Source organism: Pseudomonas sp. GW821-FHT01D09 (assembly GCF_059422465.1).
The window spans coordinates 47784-68428 of the sequence record NZ_JBWKWY010000028.1 but is presented as its reverse complement, the minus strand read 5'-3'; the positions used below and the strand labels follow the sequence as shown (position 1 = coordinate 68428).

18 protein-coding genes and 1 pseudogene are annotated in these 20645 nt (G+C 61.4%); 15 read left to right on the top strand and 4 right to left on the bottom strand.

Features of this window, described 5'->3' with window-relative positions; translation table 11 throughout:
* Nucleotides 1-36: 36 nt before the first annotated feature.
* The gene (locus AC07W7_RS21025) at nucleotides 37-474 is read left to right on the top strand and encodes a carboxymuconolactone decarboxylase family protein (RefSeq protein ID WP_076964360.1); all 438 of its coding nucleotides are present in this window, start codon (nucleotides 37-39) and stop codon (nucleotides 472-474) included.
* 162 nt (nucleotides 475-636) lie between these two features.
* Here AC07W7_RS21025 and AC07W7_RS21020 read toward each other — a convergent pair whose 3' ends face one another.
* Together AC07W7_RS21020 and AC07W7_RS21015 are read right to left on the bottom strand one after the other, a co-directional pair.
* A complete protein-coding gene (locus AC07W7_RS21020) occupies nucleotides 637-2799 on the bottom strand; it encodes a TonB-dependent siderophore receptor (protein WP_495040056.1) in 2163 nt (720 codons plus the stop codon).
* Nucleotides 2800-2963: 164 nt separating this feature from the next.
* Nucleotides 2964-3884 carry a helix-turn-helix domain-containing protein gene (locus AC07W7_RS21015; RefSeq protein ID WP_495040055.1) on the bottom strand — a complete coding sequence of 307 codons (921 nt, stop codon included), beginning with the start codon at nucleotides 3882-3884 and terminating at the stop codon, nucleotides 2964-2966.
* A gap of 138 nt (nucleotides 3885-4022) precedes the next feature.
* Here AC07W7_RS21015 and AC07W7_RS21010 point away from each other — a divergent pair, with 138 nt between their 5' ends.
* From AC07W7_RS21010 to AC07W7_RS20950, 13 genes and pseudogenes are all read left to right on the top strand, one after another.
* Nucleotides 4023-5381 carry a glutamine synthetase family protein gene (locus tag AC07W7_RS21010; RefSeq protein ID WP_169902100.1) on the top strand — a complete coding sequence of 453 codons (1359 nt, stop codon included), beginning with the start codon at nucleotides 4023-4025 and terminating at the stop codon, nucleotides 5379-5381.
* A 32-nt stretch (nucleotides 5382-5413) separates the two neighbouring features.
* The gene (locus AC07W7_RS21005) at nucleotides 5414-6502 is read left to right on the top strand and encodes a polyamine ABC transporter substrate-binding protein (RefSeq protein ID WP_495040054.1); all 1089 of its coding nucleotides are present in this window, start codon (nucleotides 5414-5416) and stop codon (nucleotides 6500-6502) included.
* Nucleotides 6499-7797 (top strand): NAD(P)/FAD-dependent oxidoreductase, encoded by a 1299-nt coding sequence (locus AC07W7_RS21000; protein WP_495040053.1) that lies wholly within the window; start codon nucleotides 6499-6501, stop codon nucleotides 7795-7797. The genes AC07W7_RS21005 and AC07W7_RS21000 overlap by 4 nt, the downstream gene beginning before the upstream one ends.
* Nucleotides 7798-8005: 208 nt before the next feature.
* Nucleotides 8006-8698, top strand: a complete 693-nt coding sequence (locus tag AC07W7_RS20995; RefSeq protein ID WP_076964356.1) for a hypothetical protein — start codon at nucleotides 8006-8008, stop codon at nucleotides 8696-8698.
* Nucleotides 8699-8767: 69 nt separating this feature from the next.
* Entirely contained in the window at nucleotides 8768-9652 is an 885-nt protein-coding gene (locus tag AC07W7_RS20990) for an EamA family transporter (protein WP_169867114.1), read from the top strand.
* Nucleotides 9653-9727: 75 nt separating this feature from the next.
* A pseudogene (locus AC07W7_RS20985) lies at nucleotides 9728-10362 on the top strand (MATE family efflux transporter).
* A gap of 83 nt (nucleotides 10363-10445) precedes the next feature.
* The gene (locus AC07W7_RS20980) at nucleotides 10446-10946 is read left to right on the top strand and encodes a sigma-70 family RNA polymerase sigma factor (RefSeq protein ID WP_076964354.1); all 501 of its coding nucleotides are present in this window, start codon (nucleotides 10446-10448) and stop codon (nucleotides 10944-10946) included.
* Nucleotides 10947-10978: 32 nt separating this feature from the next.
* On the top strand, nucleotides 10979-11947 hold the full coding sequence (locus AC07W7_RS20975) for a FecR family protein (protein WP_169902099.1): 969 nt from the start codon (nucleotides 10979-10981) through the stop codon (nucleotides 11945-11947).
* Between the two features lie 84 nt (nucleotides 11948-12031).
* Complete coding sequence (locus tag AC07W7_RS20970) at nucleotides 12032-14428, top strand: TonB-dependent siderophore receptor (RefSeq protein WP_495040052.1); 2397 nt, start codon at nucleotides 12032-12034, stop codon at nucleotides 14426-14428.
* A gap of 317 nt (nucleotides 14429-14745) precedes the next feature.
* Nucleotides 14746-15654, top strand: coding sequence for a hypothetical protein (locus AC07W7_RS20965; RefSeq protein WP_495040051.1), 909 nt, complete (start codon nucleotides 14746-14748; stop codon nucleotides 15652-15654).
* A 312-nt stretch (nucleotides 15655-15966) separates the two neighbouring features.
* Nucleotides 15967-16182 carry a hypothetical protein gene (locus AC07W7_RS20960; protein ID WP_076964367.1) on the top strand — a complete coding sequence of 72 codons (216 nt, stop codon included), beginning with the start codon at nucleotides 15967-15969 and terminating at the stop codon, nucleotides 16180-16182.
* A gap of 177 nt (nucleotides 16183-16359) precedes the next feature.
* Nucleotides 16360-16707, top strand: coding sequence for a hypothetical protein (locus AC07W7_RS20955; RefSeq protein WP_076964352.1), 348 nt, complete (start codon nucleotides 16360-16362; stop codon nucleotides 16705-16707).
* Complete coding sequence (locus AC07W7_RS20950; protein WP_495040050.1) at nucleotides 16697-17311, top strand: type III secretion effector protein; 615 nt, start codon at nucleotides 16697-16699, stop codon at nucleotides 17309-17311. The genes AC07W7_RS20955 and AC07W7_RS20950 overlap by 11 nt, the downstream gene beginning before the upstream one ends.
* A gap of 13 nt (nucleotides 17312-17324) precedes the next feature.
* On the opposite strand, the gene AC07W7_RS20945 is transcribed toward AC07W7_RS20950, so the two are convergent.
* Together AC07W7_RS20945 and AC07W7_RS20940 are read right to left on the bottom strand one after the other, a co-directional pair.
* Nucleotides 17325-18476 (bottom strand): MFS transporter, encoded by a 1152-nt coding sequence (locus tag AC07W7_RS20945; protein ID WP_076964350.1) that lies wholly within the window; start codon nucleotides 18474-18476, stop codon nucleotides 17325-17327.
* A 117-nt stretch (nucleotides 18477-18593) separates the two neighbouring features.
* Nucleotides 18594-19256, bottom strand: a complete 663-nt coding sequence (locus AC07W7_RS20940) for a carboxymuconolactone decarboxylase family protein (protein WP_495040049.1) — start codon at nucleotides 19254-19256, stop codon at nucleotides 18594-18596.
* A gap of 220 nt (nucleotides 19257-19476) precedes the next feature.
* Here AC07W7_RS20940 and AC07W7_RS20935 point away from each other — a divergent pair, with 220 nt between their 5' ends.
* Nucleotides 19477-20448, top strand: a complete 972-nt coding sequence (locus AC07W7_RS20935; protein WP_236310195.1) for a diaminopimelate epimerase — start codon at nucleotides 19477-19479, stop codon at nucleotides 20446-20448.
* The last annotated feature ends 197 nt before the right edge of the window (nucleotides 20449-20645 follow it).

The following is a 20645-nucleotide window of genomic DNA, read 5'->3' as shown; positions in this document are numbered from 1 at the left end:
GCTGGGCCCCGATTTTTACTGTCCTGGAGCAACACCATGCACGCGCGCATCGACTTCTACACCGCTTCCCCCGACGCCCTGAAAGCCATGCTCGCCCTGGAGGCGGCCGTCGGCAAACTGTCCATCGAACTGCCCCTGCTGGAACTGGTGCGCCTGCGGGTGTCGCAGATCAACGGCTGCGCCTTCTGCCTGGACATGCACACCGCCGACGCACGCAAGGGCGGCGAGACCGAACGCCGCCTGTGCACCCTCTCGGCCTGGCGCGAAACGCCGTTCTTCACCCCACGCGAACGTGCCGCCCTGGCCTGGGCCGAAAGCCTGACGCTGATCAGCCAGACCCACGCCGCCGATGAAGATTACGCCTTGCTCAAGGCCGAGTTCAGCCCGGCCGAACAGGTCGACCTGAGCGTGGCCATTGCCACCATCAACAGCTGGAACCGCCTGGCGGTGGGCTTTCGCAAGATGCCCAAGTAACGATATGCAAGGGTAGGTGCTGGCTAATGTAGGAGCTGGCTTGCCTGCGATGGCATCACCGCGGTCTTACTGATAGACCGAGGCGCCTGCATCGCAGGCAAGCCAGCTCCCACACAAGCCAGCCTCACACAAGCCACAAGCCAGGTTCCACAGGGGCCGGGGTCAGAAGTTGACGGAAGCACTCAAGCGCGCGGTCAGTGGCGCACCCTGGAACAGATAGTCATCGCCCATGTATTCGCCGGCGTCACGCCAGTAGCGCTTGTCGAACAGGTTGTCGACGCTCAGGCGCAACACCGTTTCATAGCCATCGACCTTGGTGGTGTAGCGGCTGCCGATATTGACCAGCGCATAATCCCCCACTTCCACATTGCCGGTACGGTTGGCCTTCTTGCTGGCGCTGTATTGCACGCCGCCGAGCACCGCCAGGCCGTTGACCCAGGGCAGGGCGTAGTCGGCGTACACACTGGCACGCAGCTTGGGCACGTTGATCGTCTGGTGATCTTCGTATTGCGGCGTGCCGCTGCCGTTCACCCGGGCGCGAATCGCCGCCACGCTGGTCGCAATCTGCAAACGCTCGGTGGCCCAGCCATTGGCCGACAGTTCCAGCCCGGTGTTTTTCTGCTGGCCCTGCTGCACGTAGGTGAAGTCGCCGGCGCTATCGGGCTTGGCGTATTGGTAGGCCTGGCGAGTCTGGAACACCGCGGCGGCGAAGCTGATGCGGCGCCAGTCGTATTTCACCCCGGCTTCGATCTGGCGTGAGACGGTGGGGGCGAGGATTTCCCCGTCATTGCTCGCATACCACGGCGCCTCGCCACCCAGGGACAGGCCCTTGCTGTAGCTGGTGTACAGCGACAGGTTGTCCATTGGCTTATAGATCAGCGCAGCGTTGGGCAGGAATTCGTACTGCTGGGTGTGACGCTCCTGCACGCCCTCTTGATCGAAGGCTTTTTCATCCAGGCGCACTTCGCGGCCACCGAGCACGGTTTGCCACTGCTCGTTGAAGCGGATGCGGTCGGTGACGAACAGCCCGTACTGGCGGCTGTCGAGGCGCCGGTGGCTGTCGTTCAGGGGCTTGTCGGTGGGCGGGAAGGTTTCCGGGTCCTGATCGATATTGCCGCTGCCGATGTATTCGTTGACCGACTTGCGCTTGTCGATCACCCGGCGAAACGCGCTGGTGCCGAAGGTCAGTTCATGGCTCAGGCCGGCCATGCTGAACAGGCCGCTCATGGCCGCCTGGACTTCATCATTGCGCCGGGTGTCGTCGGGGCTGCGGTAGTCAGCGATATCGTAGTTGCCTTCCGGGCTGAAGTAGTTGGGCACTTTGACGCCGGCGCAACTGGGAGAGCCGTAGCACCCCCAGGCAAACGAACTGTAGTCATCAATCACCACCTTGCTGCGGGCCGCGCTGACGCTGCCTTTCCACTGGTCAGTGAAGCGGTACTCGAACTTGCCGTTGAGGTTCAGCGAGTCGATACCCACCTGTTTGGCGCCGCTCTGGTGGCCGAGCAGTTTTTTCGGCGAGGCGTCGTGGGGCACTTCGGTGCCGCCGAGCAACTGGTAGCCGGGCACCGAGCGCTGTTGCTTGTCCTGGTATTCGGCATCCAGTTGCAGCACGGCGTCGGGGCTGATGTTCCAGTCGAAGGCCAGGGACACAAAATCCCGCTGGCCATTGGCGTGTTCGACATAGGAATTGAGGTCTTCATGGGCGACATTGGCGCGCAGGCCGAATTGCTGCTCGCTGCCAAACCAGCCGCCGACATCGGTGGCGATATAGCCGCTGCCGCGATCATCGGTGGACACCGTGACCGAACGCACGTCTTCCGGGCGCTTGGTCACGTAGTTGATCACGCCGCTGGGTTCGGCAATCCCGCTTTGCAGACCCGCCAGGCCCTTGAGCAATTCCACCCGCTGCTTGTTTTCCAGGGCGACGTTCTGCTCGCCAGTGATCGTGCGCCCGTTGATCTTGTAGCTGCTGGCGGCATTCAGGGAAAAGCCCCGGACCACGAAATTTTCGTAGTAGCCGATCGGCGCATAGCTTTCGCCCACCGAGGCGTCGTTGCGCAGCACTTCGCTGAGCAGGCGGGCCTGCTGGTCCTTGATCAGCGCGGCGTTGATCACGGTGATCGAGGCCGGGGTGTCGAGCAGCGGCGCTTCATCGAAGCCGCCGACCGACGCGCTTTGTGCGCGATAACCGGACTCATCCTGGCCCTGGATGTTCAGTGCCGGCAGTTCCAGCTCAGCCGCCAGGCTGTTGCCGATGCCGCCGCTGAGCAACAGGCCGAGGGCCAAACGTGGGGTGACGACGGGGCGAAAACGCAAAACCATGGGGCAAGGCCTTAAAGCGCGGGGCGGGGGCGCATAAGCTAGGCATAAGTGCGCGGCTTTACAAGTACTCGGCTTGGCCCGGCTGTTCGAGACACAGTGTCTGAGGCTTCACGCCAATCTTTCCGGGGCTGTGATAGCGGTGTGTCAGTAGCCATTGACCCACCCTAGCTCCTACAGGGGATTGCATTTGAGCAATGGCGTTTGCGGGTTTCGCTCGGCAGTTCCTTGAACAGCGCCCGGTAGCTCTGGGAAAACCGCCCCAAATGCCAGAACGACCAATTCATCGCCACCTCGGCCACCGTGGTATCGGTTGCGCTCAACAACTCGCGGCGTGCGCCGTTCAACCGGCGCAGGCGCAACCATTGCGCCGGGCTCATTCCGGTGTAGGTCTTGAACCCCTGCTGCAATTGGCGCAACGGTACGCCGGCAATCTGCGCCAGTTGCAGCAGGTTGACGCTTTCATCCGGCGCATCCGCCGCCCACGCGCCGATGCGTGCCATCAGCCGGCGTGCTTCGCTGCGGCGCTGCAATGAGTGGTGGTCCAGGCACACACAGGCGTTGTCGAGGATAAACAGGCAATCGTCCAGCAGTTGCCGGGTGAGGGCATCGCGGCTGAGCGGGTCGATCATGCTGGACAAGCGTGTCAGGGTGCCACTGAGCCAGCGGCTGAACAGCGCGTTTTGTTGGCCGGTCAACGGCGCCATGAACAGGCCTTCGAGTCTGGCCATCTCCAGGCCATGGCGTTGCACGAACTGCGGGCCGAACACCACGGCCACTTCCCGGTAGTTTTCCGGGGTGATCCAGGTGTTGCGGCTTTCGCCATTGAGCAGGTACAGCGTGTTGTCGCTGCCGTCGAAACAGAACGCGAGCGAGCCTGGCGGCGCGTTGAAGTGCTGCTCGACGCGGGTGTTCATGCACTCTTCGTACACCTGTACCCCCTGCAGGTCGAGGTAGCGGACCTGCCCGGCAAAATGCCCCGGGGACATCTGCTGGTACTGCTGCACCCAACCGGGTGTCGCACTGCATTGGGCGGCCACATCACCGGTGGTGAAGGCCTGTACGCGCAAAGCGGTTGCCTGTGTCATGGGTGATCCGTGCGCACTCTATTGGTGCGTTGTGGGTCGTGCAAAGTGGATAGATGCCGTTTGAAGGCTGGCCCAAGATAGACCTCAATGCGCCGCAAGTACAAGCCGGCGCAGCATCCCACCCATGCCGAGGTCTTTATGAATGCCCCTTTCGATCAGCTGTCCACCTGGCTGAAAGAACACAAGATTACCGAAGTCGAATGCGTGATCAGCGACCTGACGGGCATCGCCCGCGGCAAGATTGCGCCCACCAACAAGTTCTTGCATGAGCGCGGCATGCGCCTGCCGGAAAGTGTGTTGCTGCAAACGGTAACCGGGGATTTTGTCGACGACGATATCTACTACGACCTGCTGGACCCGGCCGATATCGACATGATCTGCCGCCCGGTGGCCAACGCCACCTACGTGGTGCCGTGGGCCATCGAGCCCACCGCCATCGTGATCCACGACACCTTCGACAAGCAGGGCAACCCCATCGAGTTGTCGCCGCGCAATGTGCTGAAAAAGGTCCTGCAACTCTATACCGAACAGGGCTGGCAGCCGATTGTCGCGCCGGAAATGGAGTTTTACTTGACCCAGCGTTGCGAAGACCCGGACCTGCCGCTGAAAACCCCGGTGGGCCGTTCCGGGCGTGCCGAAACCGGGCGCCAGTCGTTTTCCATCGATGCGGCCAACGAGTTCGACCCGCTGTTTGAGGATGTGTACGACTGGTGCGAAGCCCAGGGCCTGGACCTCGACACGCTGATCCACGAAGACGGCCCGGCGCAGATGGAAATCAACTTCCGCCACGGCGATGCCCTCGACCTGGCCGACCAGATCACCGTGTTCAAGCGCACCCTGCGCGAAGCCGCGCTCAAGCACAATGTGGCCGCGACCTTTATGGCCAAGCCGGTGGCCGACGAGCCGGGCAGCGCCATGCACCTGCACCAGAGCGTGGTGGAGATTGCCACGGGCAAGCCGGTGTTTGTCGATGCCGACGGGCAGATGAGCCCGCTGTTCCTGCAGCATATTGGCGGCCTGCAGAAATACATCCCGCTGCTGCTGCCGATGTTCGCGCCCAACGTCAACTCGTTCCGCCGCTTCCTGCCCGACACCTCGGCCCCGGTCAACGTGGAGTGGGGCGAAGAAAACCGCACCGTCGGCCTGCGCGTGCCGACCTCCAGCCCCGACGCGATGCGCGTCGAAAACCGCCTGCCGGGGGCCGATGCCAACCCCTACCTGGCCATTGCTGCCAGCCTGTTGTGCGGCTACCTGGGGATGATCGAAAAGATCGAACCGAGCGCCCCGGTGGAAGGCCGCGCCTATGAACGCCGCAACCTGCGCCTGCCGATTACCATCGAAGATGCCCTGGCGCGCATGGAGGCCTGCGATACGGTCAAGCAATACCTGGGGGACAAGTTCGTGCGGGGCTATGTCGCGGTGAAACGTGCCGAACATGAAAACTTCAAGCGGGTGATCAGCTCCTGGGAGCGTGAGTTCCTGCTGCTGAGTGTCTGACTCCACCCTCAACCATAAAAAAAGGTGTCGATATGCGTCTCGTCAAACAGCTCCTCCCACTGGCCCTCGCCGCAGTGTTCAGCAGCGCCAGCCACGCCGCGCCGACGGTCAGTGTCTACAACTGGACCGATTACATCGGCGAGACCACCCTGGCCGATTTCCAGGCCAAGACCGGGATCAAGGTGGTCTACGACGTGTTCGACTCCAATGAAACCCTGGAGGGCAAGCTGCTGGCGGGGCGTACCGGGTATGACGTGGTGGTGCCGTCCAATCATTTCCTGGGGCGCCAGGTCAAGGCCGGGGCGTTCCTTAAACTGGACCGCGCACAACTGCCCAACTACCCGAACCTGGACCCCAAGCTGCTCAAGTTGCTGGAGCAGAACGACCCCGGCAATGCCCATGCGGTGCCGTACCTGTGGGGCACCAATGGCATTGGCTATAACGTCGACAAGGTCAAGCAAGTGCTGGGCATCGAGCAGATCGATTCTTGGGCGGTGCTGTTCGAGCCCGAGAACCTGAAGAAGCTGCAGCAATGCGGCGTGGCGTTCCTGGACTCGGCGGATGAAGCGTTCCCGGCGATCCTCAACTATATGGGCATGGACCCGCGCAGCGAGCAGGTCGGCGATTATGAAAAGGCCGAGGCCAAGCTGCTGACCTTGCGCCCGTACATCACCTATTTCCACTCTTCCAAGTACATCTCGGACCTGGCCAACGGTGATATCTGCGTGGCCTTCGGTTACTCCGGCGATGTGTTCCAGGCGGCCAACCGCGCCAAGGAAGCCAAGAATGGCGTGAACATCGCCTATGCGATTCCCAAGGAAGGCAGCAACCTGTGGTTCGACTTGCTGGCGATTCCCGCAGACGCCACTAACCCGCAACAGGCCCACGCGTTTATCAACAACCTGCTGGACCCCGAGGTGATTGCCAAGGTCAGTACCTACGTTGGCTACGCCAACCCCAACCTGGCGGCGAAGGCCTTCATGGCACCAGAGCTGGTGAACAACCCCGAGGTGTACCCGCCCCAGGCCGTGCTCGACAAACTGTACATTTCCACCACCCCCAGCCCGGCCATCATGCGTGTGATGACCCGGGCCTGGAGCAAAGTGAAGTCCAACCGATGAATCAGCCCCAAGACCATGCCCGTTCCTATTACCTGGCGTCGGCCCATGCCATGCCCCAGCGCGCGGCACTGGCTGCGGACCTGAGTGCCGATGTGTGTGTGATCGGCGGCGGTTTTACCGGCGTCAATACCGCCATCGAGCTGGCCCAGCGTGGCCTGTCGGTGATCCTCCTGGAGGCCCGGCGCATTGGCTGGGGCGCCAGCGGGCGCAATGGCGGGCAGTTGATCCGGGGTATTGGCCATGACGTTTCGGGGTTTGCTCGGCATGTGGGCGAGGAGGGCGTGCGTTATTTGCAGCGCGCGGGTATCGATTCGGTGGCACTGGTGGGGGAGCGCATCCGTGAGCATGGCATCGACTGCGACCTGCGCTGGGGCTTTTGCGAACTGGCCAATACGCCGGCGCAATTTGCTGCGTTCAAGGGGGAGCAGGACAGCCTTGCGGCCCTGGGTTACCTACCTGAAACCCGGCGGGTGGCGGCGCAGGATATGGCACAGGTGGTCGGCTCGACCCGGTACGCCGGGGGCTTGGTGGACATGGGCTCCGGTCACTTGCATCCACTGAACCTGGTGTTGGGCGAGGCCCGCGTGGCCGAGGCCCTGGGGGTGCGGATCTTCGAGCACAGCGCGGTGCTGCAACTGAGCCATGGCGACACCGTGCAGGTGCGCTGCGCCGGTGGCACCGTGCGGGCCGGCAGCCTGGTGTTGGCGTGCAACGCGCACCTCGACGAACTGGAGCCACGCCTGAGCGGCAAGGTGCTGCCGGCCGGCAGCTATATCATCGCCACCGAGCCGTTGCCGGCTGCACTCGCCGATGAATTGAGCCCGCAGAACCTGGCGCTGTGCGACCAGAAAGTCGGCCTGGACTACTATCGGCTTTCCGCCGACCGCCGGCTGTTGTTCGGTGGCGCCTGTCATTATTCGGGGCGGGACCCGGTGGATATCGCCGCCTATATGCGGCCGAAGATGCTCAAGGTGTTTCCACAGTTGTTCAACACGGCCATTGAGTTCCAGTGGGGCGGCAAGATTGGTATTACCGCCAATCGCTTTCCCCAGGTGGGTCGGTTGCAGCAGTATCCCAACGTGTTTTACGCCCAGGGTTATTCGGGGCACGGGCTCAATGTCACCCACTGGTGCGCGCGGCTGCTGGCCGAAGGGATCCACGCCGGCGTCAGCCAGGGCCTGGATACCTTCAGCCGGGTGCCCCATATGACGTTCCCCGGCGGCAAGGCCTTGCGTTCGCCGTTGCTGGCATTGGGGATGCTGGGGTATCGGTTGCGGGAAATGTTGGGTGGTTAATGCTTAGTTGTTGGCTAGTTGCGTCATTAAAAATGTTTAATGGTATTGTTAGCTCTAGGGAATATAAGAAATTGGCTTTTATTAGTTATGGTGGTGGGTGGTTTTGCAACTGGCCGTGCGGGTAGTTTTCGATATTGATAAGTTTAAGTAGGGTTGCTCCGCGCCAGCACCTGGCGTGATTAACGTTAAGTTATTGAGTGGAGAAACCATGTTCGATATCAATCAACACCGGCATGATTATTTTTATAACCTGGCAACCGTGATTGAAGGCCTGGTCCCCGAGGACCTGTGTGACATGCTCGCGCAACGGGTCAATGCCATTATCGGGGCCAACGGCGTGACCCATGTGCGGCATCACAGCCTGGGCACGGATGCGGTGTCCGACCTGGGTGGGGAATATAACCACCATATCTTCAAGGGCGATGACATCCGGGCCTATTTGCCGGAACTGACGGCGATCTACCACAGCCTGGTGCCGCTGGTCAGCCTGGTGACCCACACCGATACGGTGGTGTCGCCGTATCCGCTGTCGGATATCAATATCAAGGCCTACCCGCCGGGTGGCGGTACATTGGGGCTGCATTACGACACTAATGGCATTACGGTCCTGCTGTTTCTCACCAGCAACCAGGAAGCGCCCTTGCGCATGCAAATCGAGCGCTCCCACCCCAGCCGCAAAGCGCCCTGGACTGAACATAAAACCATCTACGCCAAAAAAGGTGCGCTGCTGATCATGCAAGGCCGCAAGACCCTGCATGACAGTGAACCGACGGTCACCGAGCAGAAGTTGTCGGTGGTCTACAACTATTACGAGCGGCATGACACTTATCGCCATGAAGACTTCGATAACTTTGTCTACTTTGGTATCGCGCCCAAGACATTGGAATCGCCAACCGTTTAACACGGGTTGACTGCTAGCGAGAGCGTCTTGTTTTCCTCTCGCCTTATTGATTGACAAGGTTGTGTTGATATGAAGTTGAGGTATAGGGATTTATTCGCCGGCGTGCTGGTAACGGTGATCTGGGGCGCGAATTTCTCGGTGATAGGGCTTGGGTTGCAGTCGCTGGATGCCTTTATGCTGACGTTGCTCAGGTTTACCTTCTGTGCCATCCCCCTGGTGCTGTTTATCCAAAGGCCTAAAGGCGTGTCATGGCTGACCCTGGCCGTATACGGCGCGCTGTTTGGTGCGGGGTTGTGGTGGGTGGTGAACTTTGCCATGTACAACGGCCTGTCGGCGGGCATGTCGTCGGTGTTTTTGCAGTTCAGTGCGTTCTTTACCATCCTGTTGAGCCACCTGGTGCTCAAGGAGGCAATCACCCGCATCCACATGCTCGGCATGCTGTTTTCGCTGGCGGGGTTATTGCTGATCTTGCACCTGTCCGAGGCGGTCTCGACCACCGTGGGGATCGGCCTGGTGCTGTTGGCGGGGGTATCCTGGTCGTTGTGCAACCTGATTATCAAGCTCAAGCGGCCGGGGGACATGGTGGCCTTTATTGTCTGGTCGAGCCTGTTTGCGGTGCCGGTCATCGGCGGGATGACGCTGGCGGTGGAGGGGCCCGCACCGTTTCGCAACCTGCTGTCCGATTTGACGTGGGGGGCCGGATTCTCGATTGTTTTCCAGTGCTATATCACCACCATCGCCGGGTACTGGATCTGGAACACCCTGATGAAAAAGTACCCGGCGTCGACGGTGGCGCCGCTGTCGTTGCTGGTGCCGGTGTCGGGTATCGTCACCTCCTGGCTGTTGTTTGACGAACAGATGAGCGTCGCGCAATTGGCCGCCATTGGCCTGGTGTTTGTGGGGATCGCGATTTTTGTCAGCTCGGCAAGGCTGGCGGGGCCACAGGCGGCCTAGCGCAAGGGCAAGCAATATCGGATCCAATACGCTATAACCCCACGGTCCCTGTGTTCGCCCGAGGCCTCCCTGTTCATGCCAAGCCCTTTGCAACGCCCGCTGTGGCAGGTCTACCTGTTCTTTCTTGCGCCGATGGTGCTGTCCAACTTCCTCCAGAGTTTTTCCGGCACCCTCAATGGCATCTATGTCGGGCAGATGCTCGGCACTCAGGCGCTGGCGGCGGTGTCGGGGATGTTTCCCATCGTGTTCTTTTTTATCGCCCTGGTGATTGGCCTGGGGGCGGGCGCCTGGAACGCATCGGGCCGATCCTGCGCACTGGGCTTGCGATCAACCTGTGCCTGACCGGTGGCCTGATCGTGCTCGGCTATGCCTTGTCCCACTGGCTGCTGGGCCTGTTCATCACCGAGGACTCGGCGCGGGTCCAGGCCGAACACCTGTTGCACATCATGCTCTGGAGCATTCTGGTATTCGGTTTCCAGGCGGTGATTGGCGGCATCATGCGCGCCAGCGGCGTGGTGCTGATGCCGGTGGCGATCTCGATCTTCTGCGTGCTGGGCGTGGAGCTGCCGGTGGCGTACCTGCTCAATGCACGCTTTGGCCTGGAAGGGGTATGGATGGCGTTTCCGGTGACTTACCTGGTGATGCTCGGGTTGCAGACCGCGTATTACCGGTTGGTGTGGCGGCATCAGCCGATCAGGCGGTTGGTGTAGAAGTGGCTGTGGCGACGGCAAGCAATTGCTCCACTTAATAGGAAGCATTACTATTCCCGCCCCGCCGACCCAGTGCTCCCCCGATGACTCCTCAGCCGCCCCGCCGACCTGGCTTTTTCGCGTACTACGAAGAGTTGGTCGGGACCTGGACGCGGCGCTTGCGCAATCGCCAGCAGGCCGAGGACCTGGCCCACGATACGTTCGTACGGGTGTTGGAAGCCAAGTCGACGCGGGTTGAGCAGCCGCGCGCCTATTTGCACCAGACGGCGCGCAATATTGCGGTGGATGCCCATCGTCGTGCCGACCGGCGCGACGCGCTGGCGCTGCCGGCGTTTGAGCAGGGTGCGTCGCACAGTGGCGACCCAGAGCATTACATGCACGCGGTCCAGTTGGCGGACTCCATCGAGCGGGCCCTGGCCGAATTGCCTCTCAATTGCCGCAGGATTTTCATCTGGCAAAAGATCGAAGGCCTGACCCAACAGGAAATCGCCGAGCGCCTGGGGCTTTCTAAAAACATGGTGGAAAAGTATATGATCCGCACCCTGCGGCATTTACGCGAGCGCCTGGATGCGCTGGCCCCATGACCAATGCCCGCTTTGAAACAGGATCTTCCATGATGGATACCCGTGAGTGTGCCTGTGGCCGCGCAGCGGTGCGTGACGAGGCGGCGCGGTGGTTCGTGCGTTTGCAGGACCTACCCTTGAACGTTGAGGAGCAACGTCTTTTCGACACCTGGTGTGGGGAACATCCTGCGCACCAGTACGAATTCGAGGTGCTGCAAGGGCTGTGGCGCGCCGCCGACCTGCTGCCCAAGGGGCGTTTGCAGGCCTTGCTCGATACGCCTGGGCCGCGCAAGCGTCGTGGCGCCGTGCGCTATGCCATGGCGGCCAGCGTGCTGGCGGTGGCTGTGGGCCTTGGGCTGTTCAGCGGCCTGGAGCATCCGGCGGTCTACGATGCTGAGTTCAGTACGCTGTTGGGGGAGCGTCGGCAAGTGGCGCTGCCGGACGGTTCGCTGATGGACCTCAACAGCCGCAGCGTCGTCGCGGTGCATTACGAAAAGGGCCGACGGGCGATTGTGCTCAAGCAGGGTGAAGCGCTGTTTCGCGTCGAGCACGACACCAGCCGGCCTTTTGTGGTGCAGGCCGGGGCCGGGCAGGTGACGGTCACCGGTACCCGCTTTGACGTGCGCCGCGACGATGACCAGACCCGCGTGGTGGTCGAGGCGGGAACGGTCAAGGTCCAGGGGCGGGCGGCGCAGCCGGTGGTCACCCTGACGGCGGGCCTGGGCACCTCGATCGACAGCCAGGGCACGGTTGCGGCGGCCCGCCCGGTCAACGCCCAGGCGCTCATGGCCTGGCAGACCGGCAAGCTGGTGTTCAACGACGCCAGCCTGGCCGAGGTGGCGCGGGAAGCCTCGCGCTACCGCGAAAAGCCCCTGCGGGTTAGCGCCGCGGCCAGCGACCTGCGCTTGACCAGCGTGTTCAACACCCACGACACCGAGGCCTTGCTCAAGGCTTTGCCGCACATTCTACCGGTGGCCCTGCGCACGCTGCCCGACGGTAGCCAGGAAATAATTGCACGCTAGGTTCAGGTTTTTTCCGAGTTCTTCGTCTTCTTGTCCAACTGCAACTGGTTTGCATTAACAGCCGTGCTTTCCTGGGATTACGACGTGAATAAACTCGCTGCGCACAACCATAAAACACCCCGCTGGGCGCCGTTGGCCCTGGCCTTGGCGATCAGTACCGCGGCCTATGCCGACGAGGCCATCCATATCAAGGCCCAGCCCCTGGGAGCGGCGCTGAGCCAATTGGGCCAGCAAACCGCGCTGCAAGTGTTTTTCAGCCCGGCAATGGTGGCCGGCAAGCAAGCCCCGGCCGTCGATGGCAACCTGGCGCCGGAACAGGCCCTGCGCCAGTTGCTGCAAGGCAGTGGCCTGGACTACCGGATCGACTCGGGCTCGGTGACCCTGCATCCGCTGGCCCAGGGCAGCGGTGAAGCCGGCTCGCCCCTGGAACTGGGCGCGACAGATATCAAGGTCGTGGGCGACTGGCTGGGCGACGCCAATGCCGAAGTGGTGCAGAACCATCCCGGCGCACGGACCGTGATCCGCCGCGAGGCCATGGTGGAGCAGGGCGCGATGAACGTTGGTGACGTACTGCGCCGGGTGCCCGGGGTGCAGGTGCAGGAATCCAACGGCACCGGCGGCAGCGATATTTCCCTCAATGTCGGCGTACGTGGCCTGACATCGCGCCTGTCGCCACGCTCCACGGTGCTGATCGACGGCATTCCTGCGGCGTTCGCGCCCTATGGCCAGCCCCAGTTGTCGATGGCACCGATTTCCGCCGGCAACCTGGAAAGCATCGACGTGGTCCGCGGCGCCGGTTCCGTGCGCTATGGCCCGCAGAACGTCGGCGGCGTGATTAACTTCGTGACCCGGGCGATCCCCGAGACCTTTTCCGGTGAAGTCGGCACCACCCTGCAAACCGCTGCCCATGGCGGTTGGAAACATATCGACAACGCCTTTATCGGTGGCACCGCCGACAATGGCATGGGCATGGCGCTCCTGTATTCCGGGGTCAATGGCAACGGTTATCGCGACAGCAACAATGGCAACGACATCGACGATGTGATCCTCAAGACCCACTGGGCGCCGACCGATCAAGACGACTTCACCCTCAACTTCCATTACTACGACGCCAGCGCCGACATGCCGGGCGGCCTGACCCAGCAGCAGTTCGACGCCAACCCTTACCAGTCGGTGCGCGACTGGGACAACTTCAGCGGCCGGCGCAAGGATGTGTCGTTCAAGTACATCCGCCAGATCGACGACCGGACCCAGGCTGAGGTGCTGACCTATTATTCCGACAGCTTCCGTGGCAGCAACATCGCCAACCGCGACCTGAAAACCCTCAGTTCCTACCCACGTACCTACTACACCTTCGGCATTGAGCCACGGGTGTCCCATGTGTTCGACCTGGGGCCGACCACCCAGGAAGCCAGTATCGGCTACCGTTACTTGAAAGAAGGCATGCACGAACAGGCCACCAGCCTCAACCTGGTCAACAACGTGCCCACGCCGGGTGGCCAGAGTGACGGCCATGTGTACCAGGACCGCACCGGTGGCACCGAGGCCAACGCGTTCTATATCGATGACAAGATCGACGTGGGCAAGTGGACGATCACCCCTGGTATCCGCTTTGAAAGCATCCGCACCCAATGGCATGACCGCCCGGTGGTGGCGCTCAATGGCCGCCGCACCCAGGAGAAGCACCGCCAGATCAAGAACAACGAACCGCTGCCGGCGCTGAGCGTGATGTACCACGTCTCCGATGCGTGGAAGCTGTTTGCCAACTACGAAACGTCCTTCGGCAGCTTGCAGTATTTCCAGCTGGGCCAGGGTGGTAATGGCGACCAGACGGCCAACGGCCTGCAACCGGAAAAGGCCAAGACCTACGAGGTGGGTACGCGCTACAACGACACGGTATGGGGCGGCGAAGTGACGCTGTTCTACATCGATTTTGCCGATGAGTTGCAGTACGTCAGCAATGACGTGGGCTGGACCAACCTGGGGGCCACCAAGCACGCCGGTATCGAAACCTCGGCCCATTACGACCTGGCCAACCTCGACCCGCGCCTGGAGGGGCTGAGTGCCAATGCCGGCTTGACCTACACCAGGGCGACCGCCGAAGGCGATGTGGCGTTCAAGGGCCGTGACCTGCCGCTGTACTCCCGGCAAGTGGCGACCCTGGGGCTGCGCTACGCGGTCAACCACTGGACCCACAACCTGGACGCGTATGCCCAGTCCGGCCAGCGGGCGCCAGGCACCACCAGCACCTATATCACCCAGCCGACCGCTGATGGCCAGTACGGTGATATTCCGGGCTATGTGTCCGTCAACGTGCGCAGTGGCTATGACTTTGGCGCACAGTTGTCGAACCTGAAATTGGGGGTGGGGGTGAAAAACCTGTTTGACCAGCAGCACTACACCCGTTCCAGCGATAACAACTCCGGGATCTACCTGGGTGAGCCGCGTACGTTCTTTGTACAGGCGAGCGTAGGGTTTTGACGGTTCGTTGACGGGGGCGAGCGTCGCCTGCCCTGATCGAGAGTGTGACCGGGGCAGCGGCAATGGGGCTTGTCCCGGTGCGCTTTTCCTCCTGCCGTTCCTCTTGCAGCTTACGACCCTGCTGCCGCTGTTGAAGGGTTGCCTTGACCCATTTCCTACCTTTTTTTAGCCGCTTTCATCACTTTGAGGAACCGAACTCTGTAGGCCTGCCACATACCCGATTAGCCCACTGTGCACGGGCGGCTCGCGATCAGGCTATCGTCGGGGGCTGTGGACGGTGTGGTAAATCGTGTCAACAAGCCGCACTGGAGATCAATATGTCGGTATCAGCTTTCAACCAGTCTGTCGTCAATCTACCGAATGGCGCCACACCTAACCTGCCCGGCAATGCCAAGGGCGCTACCGTCTCGGCCGCCGTCACCGTATCAGCCACCAGCGGGCCTAGTTTCAGCGGGATAACGAGTCAGTCGGGCCCGATGTTTGCGGCTGCGCCGTCGATGGCACAAGGCTCTGGGGGGGGAGCGCTGGCGGCAGGATCGGCAGGGGCGACAGGTCAGGGTTTTTTCGTCAGCCTGAAAGGGTTTTTTTCCCCGGCCAAGCCTGTGCTTCCTGGGAACCCGCCGCCAAGGCCATTTCCCCAGAAACCCGATCCGGTGTATTCACAGTTCAGCCATGATGAACTGGCCCAGAAACTGCTGAAAAACTTCTCGGGGTTCAGTAGTAAGGACGACTCGTCCTATATTACGCAGCAGGACTTGAAAGATAGAGCAGAACGTTCCCTCACAGGCTACGCCCACAAGGACTCGAACACCCGGCTGGCCAGGGAAATCCTGAAGCGTCCGGACCTCCTGCAGGCCCTTGATCGCAATGGTAGTACGGGCGGGCTGGATCAGAAGCTCACCCGGCAAAACATCAGGGACGTCATACTCTCTGACAGCCCGCTGAAGTATAAGGACGACAAAGAACTGGCCAAGGATCTGCTCAAGAATTTTAGTCGGCTCGAAGATAAATCCTGGGATCCATTTTGGCGAAGAGAGATCAAACTCGACAAAATCTATCAGACGGCCATAAAAGACCTGACGGGTAACCCTAAAAAAGATGAACTCACCTACCTGGCGAAGGAACTCACCAACCGGTCCGAGTTGTTGCAAAAAATGGACAATACCGCGGGGCGTGACGAGGACGGCAGGATCAGTTGGTGGGGGTTGAGGAAGTTGTCCCGTTAAACCACGGGTATTGCATTGCAAGCACAGAACCGGGGAGCGCCACGAGTCTTTCGCGGTGTTTCCCGGTTCGCCCAGGATGCCCCGCATCCACTCATCACCTGCCCCTCAATGATCAGGAACTGTTTTCAGCGGTTTGCCACATAACGTGTATCTGACGGCCTTTATGACGCCGTCGGTTTCACTCAAAGAGAGGGTGTCGACATGACTTCAACGTCGTTTGGAACTCAAACTCCCGGCCTGCCGCAATCCCTTCTTGCCCCCCCTTGCGACAACCACACGCAGTGCCGCCATTTCGCTGCCCAGGGTCAGGGTATGCCTGGCGAGGAAGGCACCGAAGTTCAGCGAGTCAAGAATTTTTCCGGCCAGTACACCTTCAAGGCCCCGGCGGCGGATGACTTCGCCAAGGGCATGCTGGCCTACCGCACGCCCTCTGTGCCAGGCGCGCCCATGGAGGCTGCTGCGGAGCCCCCGACGGGGCTGATCAATGCCATAAAAGCCTTGCTGGGCGTTTCCCGACCGGGTGCTTGATTGAGGCCGCAGCCAAGCCTTGCTCATTGTTTACATGCAGTCATCGAAAATGGTCGGCCACCCCGGAACCATTGCTGGTCGTTGGCCACATACTTTGCGCTTGCTGGAAAGCCACCCTTGCAGTGACGGTGGTGTTGGCCGGCCTGAGTATGGATCTGAAAGAGGTGGAGATGAATCATGGCAATTGACGGTGGGATCCCTTTCCTGCGGCCCGATGTTACGAGCCGCCATGATGCGATACCGGATGACGCACAACACAAAGCCCATGCTGCTTCAAGCGAGAACACGCCGCCTGCGTGGCAGGTCGACAATCAACCGTTGCCCAATACAATCCGGACATCGGGGTTCAGGCGCCCCTTGCGCTGGGCCACGCCCGACGAGGTCAGGCTGCATCATCAGGAACTGAGAAACACGCCTGCGACGCGTAACACCCATGTGAATCCCTATACCCAATTGCCGGATAGCCAGTTAGTGACGGCGCTGGCCGAGCATTTCACCGTGCTGGAAAAATTCCATGAAAAATGAAGGATTGAAACTGTCTTCATTGCAGCGAATCGCCGGTGAAAAAATGACGGAAACGCCGGTGTTCAACAACGCCATCCTGCTGGCCAAGGCCCTGCTCCAACGCCCGCGGTTGATCGACGCGATCCTTGATGAGGAGGGTTTTATAACGCGGGAAAGTCTGTCGAAGGCCGTACAGGGAATGTTTGGCAACAGCGACCCCAACGCCTTCAGTTCGGACCCTTTTCACGCCAAGACCAATATCGAGTTGGTGCAGGCGTTCAGGGCGGCCTTTGATGAACTGCGTGACCGGTCCCGGGACCGCACGGGCTTTTTTGAGCAGGTCGGCTACGTCGAAATCGCGAGGCTGGTCTCAATCAGCCGGGACCCGGACGAAACGGACAAGGACGGCGCCGTTATCCGGGACCCCGCCACCGGGTTGCCGAAAAAGATGTACAGCGAGCAACTGGTGTACATGTCAAAAAACCTGGTGGACCGTCCCCGGCTATTGAGCTCGCTGGAGCGCGTCCATTCTGGCTGGCGACGCCTCTACGGCAATCATTACCAGAAGGGATGGTTGAGCAACAAAGACCTTGACGGCTGGCTCGAAAACAACAAAAACCTGTAGCGCCTTGCGGGCCTTACACCCGCAGTATTTTCCCGCTGATTGCCACGCCCAGCAGCAGCACGGCGATCAACACAAAGGCCACGCTCAAGCTGCTGCCATGGGCGATAAAGCCGATCAACGCGGGGCCGGCGAGAATACCGGCATAACCCAGGGTGGTAATGGCGGGTACTGCAATATGCTCCGGCATGACCTTTTGCTTGCCGACGGCGGTGTACAGCACCGGCACGATATTAGAACAGCCGGCGCCTACCAGGGCATAGCCCAGCAGCGCGGTTTCCCAGGCCGGGAGCAGTGTGGCCAACAGCATGCCGGCGGTGGCCAACAAGCCACCGATCACGATCACCCGTTTGGCGCCCAGGCGACGCACAATCCTATCGCCGGTCAGGCGCCCGAGGGTCATGGTCAAGGCAAACGCCGCATAACCCAGGCCCGCATAGGCTTCGTCGAGGCCGCGTTCGTCACTGAGGAACACCGCGCTCCAGTCGAGCACGGCACCTTCTGCCAGGAACACGATAAAGCACAGGCAGCCGATAAACAGCACCACCCCATGGGGAATGGCAAAGGCAGGGCCGGAGCTTTCACTGCCGTAGGGCAGCAGATGGGGGGCCGCCTTGAGCAGGGCGGCCAGGGTAATCACGATTACCACCAGGGTGGCCGACAGCGGTGACAACCCCAACCCCAACAACGCGCTGACACCCGCCGCCCCGACAATCCCCCCCAGGCTGAACAGCCCGTGGAAGCCCGACATCATGGTTTTGCCACTGGCCCGCTCCACGATCACCGCCTGCAGGTTGACGGTGGAGTCCACCGTGCCCAGGCCTGCACCAAACAGAAACAACCCGGCCATCAGCCAGGGGATCGAGCTGACGGTGGCCAGCATCGGCAAGGCCACGCAGAGCAGGAGCGTGCCGGCGCTCAGCACGCGTCGGCAGCCATAGCGTGATGCCAGCGCGCCGGCCACGGGCATGGCAAGGATCGACCCCACCCCCAGGCACAGCAGCAACAGGCCCAGCGTGCCTTCGTTGAGCTGGGCGCGAGCCTTGGCATAGGGCACCAGCGGTGCCCAGGCGGCAATGCCAAAGCCGGCAATAAAAAACGCGATACGGGTCGACATTTGTTCCAGGCGGCCTGGAACCACGGGCGCTGGGGTAGGAATGGCAGTCATGAAAGTCCTTGGGGGTTGCGTTCAGCGAACGATGTCCGGCGCGACATCCTTGCACATCAGTCCCTCTGGAGCGAGCCAGGTTCCCTTGGCGAGCGCGAACTTTCATGTGTGCACGGGTCAGGTCGGTGCAGGGAGATACGCCCTGACGTGCACCACATCAGCGCCATCGACCCGCACCACAAGCGTGCCGCGCGGCGTGGTTTCCTGGCCGATGTAACTCTCCACCATCACCCGATCCGCAGCGGTGGCGTGCAGCGACAGCTTATGGGGTTTGCGCAGCAGCTTTCGAGCCTGGGCATCCACCGGGAACGACGGGTGGCCCTGGCGCACGCTTTCGCAAAACGCTACTGCCACGGCGCGGGGTGTCGGTGGCGGAGGCGAGGGCAGGTTGGCCCCGGCAAACAGCAGGTTGAGCTGGTCGGCGGTGGCGACGGCACGGGGGAAACCGGTAAAGGCCGAGGCGAGCAATAACAATTCCGTCAGCTCCCCAGGCGCCAGGCCTTGGGCCAGGCTGGTCTTGAAGTGCACGCTCAACGGTGGGCCGACCATGCCGGCGGCGGCGATCGCGGCAAAAATCGCGGCCTCCTGCAGGCGTGGATCAAGGCCGGGGCGATCATGCAGATAGCCATACACCACGCCGACCGCCAATTCGCCCAGGGCCGGTGCGGTATGGAACAGCGCGTCCAGGCGTGCGCCGCCATCAGGTACCAGTTCAATGAACGTTTTGCGGCCAGCGCGGTACAGCGTTTCAATGGGATGTTGCGGGGCAAGTGGCTTCATGGTGCATCCTCCGGGAACATGAGGACGGCGTTTGTTCGACTGCGCACGGACTTCGGCCTGATGAAAACGTCCATCCAGGGAAAACAGAAGTGTAGGGGGCGTGGCTGGTTTTGCCAGGGGGATGCACACAGCTTGGGTGGTGCCGCACCCAGACATCCCCCACAATCGCCAGGCGTTTTTCCCATGGCCGATATTGGCGGATACTGAGGTGGATCACCCCATGACCCTGTTCTACAACGCTCGCGGCAATATCTACGGTGTGGTCAGCCCGGCCTTGTTACGCCGCCGGGGCATTGCCGTGCCCACAAGCGCCGCCCTGGCCGCCAGCACTCGCCAGGGGTGGGCGGCGTCGGCGATAGCGGCCGAATGTGGCTGGGGGACGTTGCCGCGTCCAGCCGAGGCCAAGGCCTATCGCTGCGATGGTTTGCTGGTCGGGCCGTTCCAGGCTGCGCCGCCGTATGACCTGCTGATTATCAATACCGATGGTTCCCTGGCCGAGCGCAGCGGCAACGGCTTGACGATTTTTGCCCAGGCCCTGACGGATGCGGGGCTGATGCCCCGGGCCTGTGAGCTGCGGGTGCACCACGACCAACCGGGTGGGCTATCGCCGCTAGCAACCTGGGTTGAGCCGGCAGTCCATGGCCAGGTCCCGGGGTTCTGGTTGGCGCTGGGGCAGCCGGAATTCGGGCCACAGGCGGTGGGCGCGTTGGGGCAGGGAAGCTCCGGGCCTGGTCATGTACGTGAGCTGGCTGCGATCAACCCGCAATGGGCGCGCAGTCAATTTGTGCGTATCGGCAACCCCCATTGCGTGACCCTGGTCGAGCACGCATCGGCCTTGCCGGACAATCGGCAGATGCACCAGCCTGGGCTGTTCGAGCCATTGAAAGCGATGGCCTTTGCCCCTCCGGCTGGCAATGGCCGGCCCTGTGTTGCCGGGGTCAACCTGCAATGGGCTGCGCGCGACGCTGCCAATCGGGTGATTGCCCGGGTGTTCGAGCGCGGCGAGGGTCCCACGGCGTCCTCCGGGACCAGTGCCAGCGCGGTGGCCTGTGCGGCATGGCGGGCGGGGTGGGTCGAGGCAGGAGAGGTGGCGGTGGTGATGCCGGGCGGCACAGCGCCAGTACGCTTGCAGGTTCAGGCCGATACGTTGCTGAGTGTCAGCCTGTTCGGGGCCGCAGTGCTTCAAGACTGAAGTACTTGAGGGCTTAAATAAGTGTCAGTCGTTTCTTTATTGTTTACTTGTTATTCGGGGAGTTGTGTAAGTAAGTTCCTGCTGTTGCTGTCTGGTTTATTTTAAGGATTTCTCATCTTGTAAAAGAGACTTCCATTCTCTTCGTACGAAACTTCTTTTTTATTTTTGAAAGTGCCGGATTCTCGCGGACCTCGCTA

Bases quoted from the DNA above. Each gene is read 5' to 3' on its own strand.
- AC07W7_RS21025 (WP_076964360.1), top strand. From the start codon at position 37: ATGCACGCGCGCATCGACTTCTACACCGCTTCCCCCGACGCCCTGAAA.
- AC07W7_RS21020 (WP_495040056.1), bottom strand. From the start codon at position 2,799: ATGGTTTTGCGTTTTCGCCCCGTCGTCACCCCACGTTTGGCCCTCGGC.
- AC07W7_RS21015 (WP_495040055.1), bottom strand. From the start codon at position 3,884: ATGACACAGGCAACCGCTTTGCGCGTACAGGCCTTCACCACCGGTGAT.
- AC07W7_RS21010 (WP_169902100.1), top strand. From the start codon at position 4,023: ATGAATGCCCCTTTCGATCAGCTGTCCACCTGGCTGAAAGAACACAAG.
- AC07W7_RS21005 (WP_495040054.1), top strand. From the start codon at position 5,414: ATGCGTCTCGTCAAACAGCTCCTCCCACTGGCCCTCGCCGCAGTGTTC.
- AC07W7_RS21000 (WP_495040053.1), top strand. From the start codon at position 6,499: ATGAATCAGCCCCAAGACCATGCCCGTTCCTATTACCTGGCGTCGGCC.
- AC07W7_RS20995 (WP_076964356.1), top strand. From the start codon at position 8,006: ATGTTCGATATCAATCAACACCGGCATGATTATTTTTATAACCTGGCA.
- AC07W7_RS20990 (WP_169867114.1), top strand. From the start codon at position 8,768: ATGAAGTTGAGGTATAGGGATTTATTCGCCGGCGTGCTGGTAACGGTG.
- AC07W7_RS20980 (WP_076964354.1), top strand. From the start codon at position 10,446: ATGACTCCTCAGCCGCCCCGCCGACCTGGCTTTTTCGCGTACTACGAA.
- AC07W7_RS20975 (WP_169902099.1), top strand. From the start codon at position 10,979: ATGGATACCCGTGAGTGTGCCTGTGGCCGCGCAGCGGTGCGTGACGAG.
- AC07W7_RS20965 (WP_495040051.1), top strand. From the start codon at position 14,746: ATGTCGGTATCAGCTTTCAACCAGTCTGTCGTCAATCTACCGAATGGC.
- AC07W7_RS20960 (WP_076964367.1), top strand. From the start codon at position 15,967: ATGCCTGGCGAGGAAGGCACCGAAGTTCAGCGAGTCAAGAATTTTTCC.
- AC07W7_RS20955 (WP_076964352.1), top strand. From the start codon at position 16,360: ATGGCAATTGACGGTGGGATCCCTTTCCTGCGGCCCGATGTTACGAGC.
- AC07W7_RS20950 (WP_495040050.1), top strand. From the start codon at position 16,697: ATGAAAAATGAAGGATTGAAACTGTCTTCATTGCAGCGAATCGCCGGT.
- AC07W7_RS20945 (WP_076964350.1), bottom strand. From the start codon at position 18,476: ATGACTGCCATTCCTACCCCAGCGCCCGTGGTTCCAGGCCGCCTGGAA.
- AC07W7_RS20940 (WP_495040049.1), bottom strand. From the start codon at position 19,256: ATGAAGCCACTTGCCCCGCAACATCCCATTGAAACGCTGTACCGCGCT.
- AC07W7_RS20935 (WP_236310195.1), top strand. From the start codon at position 19,477: ATGACCCTGTTCTACAACGCTCGCGGCAATATCTACGGTGTGGTCAGC.